3 protein-coding genes and 1 pseudogene are annotated in these 5,025 nt (G+C 43.5%); 3 read left to right on the top strand and 1 reads right to left on the bottom strand.

Annotated features, from left to right (window positions below; genetic code table 11):
• Positions 1–144: 144 nt before the first annotated feature.
• On the bottom strand, positions 145–1,026 hold the full coding sequence (ehuB, locus tag ACYQ4S_RS10720; RefSeq protein WP_346024571.1) for an ectoine/hydroxyectoine ABC transporter substrate-binding protein EhuB: 882 nt from the start codon (positions 1,024–1,026) through the stop codon (positions 145–147).
• A 485-nt stretch (positions 1,027–1,511) separates the two neighbouring features.
• Between ehuB and ACYQ4S_RS10715 the strand changes: the two genes are divergently transcribed.
• The 3 genes and pseudogenes from ACYQ4S_RS10715 to tnpA form a co-directional block, all read left to right on the top strand.
• Complete coding sequence (locus ACYQ4S_RS10715) at positions 1,512–2,720, top strand: quaternary amine ABC transporter ATP-binding protein (protein WP_459771068.1); 1,209 nt, start codon at positions 1,512–1,514, stop codon at positions 2,718–2,720.
• A pseudogene (locus ACYQ4S_RS10710) lies at positions 2,710–4,514 on the top strand (ABC transporter permease/substrate binding protein). Before ACYQ4S_RS10715 ends, ACYQ4S_RS10710 begins: the two are co-directional and overlap by 11 nt.
• Positions 4,515–4,769: 255 nt before the next feature.
• The coding region (gene tnpA / locus ACYQ4S_RS10705) for an IS200/IS605 family transposase (RefSeq protein ID WP_459771066.1) at positions 4,770–5,025 on the top strand (256 nt) is incomplete at its 3' end.

Below are 5,025 nucleotides of genomic sequence, written 5' to 3'. Positions count from 1 at the left end.
GTCACCCTTGTGACCTTAACTGAAACCATTCAAGTGTTTGTCAAGGGCAAATGCGGCTCCGATTGGTATAGTCAGTGGGCCTTCACCACCTTTAATTTTTAGTTTTCATAAAAAATTTGACAGTTCCCGTATAAATTATTGTCGTTAAATAGCATCTTCAACCGTTGCATCTCCTGGAAGATCTTCTTCAGTAAAGCCGAATTCTTCAATAATCTCTAAAAGTTCTCCGGATTTCTTAAGATTATCGAGTTCCTGGTTGAAGGCCTCAATAAAGTCTTCATCTGTATCTCTAAATACTGTTGCTCCATAGTTGATGACTTCCTCACCATCGATCACCGGCTGAGTATAGTCATCCACACGTTCGATTGAGTCATCAGCTGCTGTATCCAGAATCGATTGCAGAGACGGTCCGGTCGCTGTAATGACATCTGCACGGCCAGCCTGAAGTGCGGCAAGCGCTGACGGCATATCCGGCACGGTAACGATCCGTCCCTCTGGTACTCCGACATCCAGCAGAAAGTCGTACTCTACCGTTCCAGAAGGCACAGCAACGATGGCATCATCATTTTCAGCAATGTCTTCATATGAATGAAGATCCAGTGGATTACCTGCTTCCACTGCAATAGCCTGACCTATAGTATATTCAGGATTGGCAAACTGAATATGATCTGCAGCTGCTCTATCTGGTGTAATGAACATACCAGCAGCGACCATATCAAATCGCTCTGCCTGAAGCCCTGGAATCAGCGACGCAAATTCCGTCAGTACCCCATTCATTTCAGAGACTCCCATATTTTCCATAATCTGTCTGGCAATCTCAACCGAAGATCCGGTCAGTTCTCCTTCAGCTGTCTGGTATGCATATGGCTGTTCGTTTGCAAAACCGACAGTCACTTCTCCTTCGCGCTGAACACGCTCCAGAGTTGTCTCATCGTCTGCCGCTCCGAAGAGCTGACAGCCACTCAAGACGACTGTGGCAGAAAGAGCTGCGAGTGACAGCAGACCTTTTTTATCTATACTTTTCATTCTCTCTTTCCTCCTGTTCTTATTCTTTCCTATCGATTCCCAATGCACATCCAACTCCGTTAATAACTAGATCCTTTATTGATAAAATTTTTTTAGCAATTAGATAATAGCCCTGTTCAAAGGCACGGAAAAAGCCATTATTACATGAGACACATATCTACCTTAACAAAGATTTTTTGGCAGGGTCAAATCAGACGCTCCACTTCAATGATTGTTTGAAACTTTCACTCTTGTCTTTTAAAAAAGTCATCAAAAAGAAACAATTTTGTCATTTCTAATCAGATTCTTAGAATTGTTTGGTTACGGGTTTGGTAAACGATAACATTTCTTCTCATAAAGTACTGTAAAGGCGAATGGTTTTACACTACTAACTTGTTTTGGTACATTGAATAGTGGAGCGTAGGCAGAAGACAACACTTGATTTCTGTCAGCGACGTATTGTCGTCAAACTTTAAAACAAATTGAAATACAAGGAGGACAACTTGTTGACTACTAAGGTAGAAATACAGAATCTGACGAAAATTTTCGGAAAGAAAGAACGTCAGGCCCTTGAATTAGTAAAGAAGGGTCATTCAAAAGAAGACATTCTTGAAAAGACAGGCGCAACCGTTGGTGTAAATAAAGCCAGCTTTAAAGTAGAACAAGGTGAAATATTTGTCATTATGGGATTATCCGGTAGTGGTAAATCTACACTGGTTCGTATGCTGAACAGGCTGATCGAACCTACTGAAGGCAACATACTGATCGATGGGGATGACATTGCCAAGATGGATAAAGAGCAATTAAGAAAAGTCCGTCGTGAAAAAGTATCTATGGTATTCCAGAACTTTGGATTATTCCCGCACCGTACGATTCTGGAAAATACTGAGTATGGACTGGAAGTTCAGGGAGTAGACAAGGTAGAACGTCAGGAGAAAGCTGAACGTGCCCTCGATAATGCCGGTCTTCTTCCATATAAAGACCAACGTCCTAATCAGTTATCTGGTGGGATGCAGCAGCGTGTCGGACTGGCACGTGCGCTTGCAAATGATCCTGAAATCCTGCTTATGGACGAAGCGTTCTCAGCACTTGACCCGTTGATCAGACGTGACATGCAGGATGAACTGCTTGAAATGCAGGACACGATGCACAAAACAATCATTTTCATTACACATGACTTAAATGAATCACTGCGTATCGGTGACCGCATTGCCATCATGAAAGACGGTGAAGTCGTGCAAGTAGGAACAGGCGAAGAGATTCTGACAAATCCTGCCAATGAATACGTGGAACGTTTCGTTGAAGATGTGGACCGTTCTAAAGTACTAACAGCAGAAAACATCATGGAACGCCCACAGACTCTTCGTATCAAGCAGAGCGGACCACGTGTCGCCATGCAGCGTATGAAGGCTGATAATTTATCCAGCATGCTTGTTGTCGATAAAAACAATGTGCTGAAAGGCTACGTTACGGATGAAGATGTTCTTGAGGCAGTAAAACAGGACAAGAAAGATCTGCAGGAAATCGTCCGCACGGATATTCCTAAAGTTCATAAAGAAACGTTGATTCATGAATTATACGATGTCATTCATAATAGTCAGACTCCAGTCGCCGTTGTTGATGGAGAAGACAAGCTACTTGGTATCGTTGTCCGAGGACTCGTCCTTGGTGCACTAGTGAAAGACCGAGAGGAGGAAACAGTAGATGAACAATAGTATATTAGACCAGATCCCCCGTTTACCCGTATCGGAATGGATGGCCAATATCATCACCTGGCTGACACAGAACCTGTCTTGGTTCTTTGGAGCGATTCGTGACGGTGGCGCATGGCTGATGGATGGCATTACAGATCTGCTTCTATTTATCCCGCCGCTCCTATTCATCGTCCTGCTTGTGGCTTTGGCATACTTTGCTGGCCGCAAAAAACTCGGACTGCCTGTTTTTACACTATTGGGACTACTTTACATCCATAACCAGGGACTATGGGATCCATTAATGTACACGATCACGCTTGTGCTCGTTGCCAGTCTGCTTTCCATACTGATCGGTGTGCCTGTTGGAATCTGGATGGCCAAGAGCCGGACAGCCAACTGGATCATTACCCCAATTCTTGACTTTATGCAGACAATGCCGGCATTCGTATACCTTATTCCAGCCGTTGCCTTTTTCGGAATCGGTATGGTACCCGGTGTATTCTCAGCTGTTATTTTCGCTCTGCCCCCAACTGTCCGCTTCACGAACCTGGGTATCCGTCAGGTCCCTGATGAAATGATCGAAGCAGCAGAATCATTTGGTAGTACCGGATCACAGCGTCTGTTCAAAGTTGAACTGCCTCTGGCTAAACCGACTATTATGGCAGGAATAAACCAGACTGTGCTGCTTGCACTCTCAATGGTTGTTATTGCCTCAATGATCGGAGCGCCTGGATTAGGTGAACGCGTCATCAATGCTCTCCAGCGTGCCCAAGTTGGGCCTGGATTCGTTGCCGGATTTGCTTTAGTGGTACTGGCAATCATTCTAGACCGCGTACTGCAAGGCTTCAATAAATCAGATAATTAAGCAAACACAGTACAATAAATACACTCAAAACTATGAAGGAGAGATTTATTTTGGATATGACATGGAAAAAGTTTGGACTAACAGCAGCATCTGCATCAGTATTATTTTTAGCAGCATGTGAAGATAATAGCGACACTGCAGACAACGGTGAAGAAATTGAAACAGTTGTCGATGGTGATGAAATTACTTTATCTTATGTAAGCTGGGATTCAGAGATTGCTTCAACACACGTCGTTGCAGAAGTACTTGAAGATTTGGGATACGACGTTACTTTGACAGCTCTTGACAATGCAATCATGTGGGAAGCAGTCGCTTCTGGAGACGCAGACGCAATGGTTGCTGCATGGCTGCCTGGTACTCACCAAGCACAATTTGATGAGTATTCAGACAGAATGGAACACCTAGGAACAAACCTTGAAGGGGCCGTAATTGGATTAGTCGTTCCTGAATATATGGATGTTGATTCTATTGCTGATCTTTCAGATGAAGCGGGTCAGACAATTACAGGAATCGAAGCAGGTGCTGGTGTTGTCGCTGCAGCTGAACAAGCTTTAGAGGATTACGAAAATCTTGACGGATGGAACGTACAGACATCTTCTTCAGGTGCAATGGTCCAGGAACTGACTACTGCATACCAGAACGAAGATGAAATTATCGTAACTGGATGGTCTCCTCACTGGAAATTCTCTCAGTTCGACCTGAAATACCTTGAGGATCCGGAAGGTTCATTCGGAGAAGCTGAAACAATCGATACTTTTGTACGTGAAGGGCTATCTGAAGACCTACCAGAAGCTTATCAGTTACTTGATAATTTCTACTGGGAAACAGACCACATGGAAGAAGTCATGCTTGAAATCCAGGAAGGTGCAGAACCTGAAGATGCTGCCCGCAACTGGGTCGACAACAATTCGGATCTTGTATCTGAATGGATTGAAGGAATCGGCGAATAATCTGATCCTTTAACCTTGTATCTGATGTAATGCGCAATTAAAGGCAGGTAATAAACGGGCTGACCGTTTATTACCTGCCTTTTTCCTGTTTTTAACGTAATTCCGAAAGAAGTCTCCCACTTCTAAGCGTATGGGTGCGAAGCACCAGTGAAAGTGGGAGATGAATTTCGGTCAAGCGATAGCTTGAAGTGGTTAATCTGTCCTTTTTGTTGTATACTATATTCAGTGGTAACCAACAGAAAGGAAGTGACATCAATGGAATTGGACAACAACAATCATTCAGTCTTCTCGATGTGTTACCATCTTGTCTTAGTTATAAAGTATCGAAGAAAAGTCATCACGCCCCCTGTTTCAGATTACGCCAAAGATATGTTTCTAAGAATTAGTACAAACTACAACATCACTCTCATCGAATGGAATGAAGATAGAGACCACATTCATATCCTGTTCAAAGCTCACCCTAACACAGAATTGTCCAAATTCATCAATGCCTACAAAAGCGCCAGTTCTC

It is taken from the genome of Alkalibacterium sp. s-m-28 (assembly GCF_054658175.1).
The sequence above is the reverse complement of the archived record's forward strand: the minus strand, read 5'-3'. Positions and strand labels throughout refer to the sequence as shown.

Bases quoted from the DNA above. Each gene is read 5' to 3' on its own strand.
- ehuB (WP_346024571.1), bottom strand. From the start codon at position 1,026: ATGAAAAGTATAGATAAAAAAGGTCTGCTGTCACTCGCAGCTCTTTCT.